The following is a 243-nucleotide window of genomic DNA, read 5'->3' as shown; positions in this document are numbered from 1 at the left end:
CAAAAAATCTAAAGCCTCAAGTAATATTTGAAAGTTGCCTGATCGTAGAAGACAGCCTACTGATAGCGATGGACGTCAAAAAGAAAATAACGTCACTGGGGGCGCAAAGAGTATTTGTAGCCGGTACTACGTCAAGAGCGCGAAAGTATCTGCAAAATGAACGACCATCTGTCGTCGTGTTGGACATAAATTTAGGAAATGAGACTACTATAGAACTCGCAAGAGAGCTTGGTGAAAAACATA

General features: G+C 41.2%; 1 protein-coding gene. It reads left to right on the top strand.

The features are described from left to right. On the top strand, positions 1 to 243 hold a 243-nt coding region (locus NLF92_RS13645), incomplete at both ends, for a response regulator (RefSeq protein ID WP_254102809.1).

The organism is Opacimonas viscosa (assembly GCF_024199005.1).
In the GTDB taxonomy this organism is placed as follows: domain Bacteria; phylum Pseudomonadota; class Gammaproteobacteria; order Enterobacterales; family Alteromonadaceae; genus Opacimonas; species Opacimonas viscosa.
Note: the sequence above shows the minus strand (reverse complement) of the source record. Positions and strands in the feature narration are given on the sequence as shown.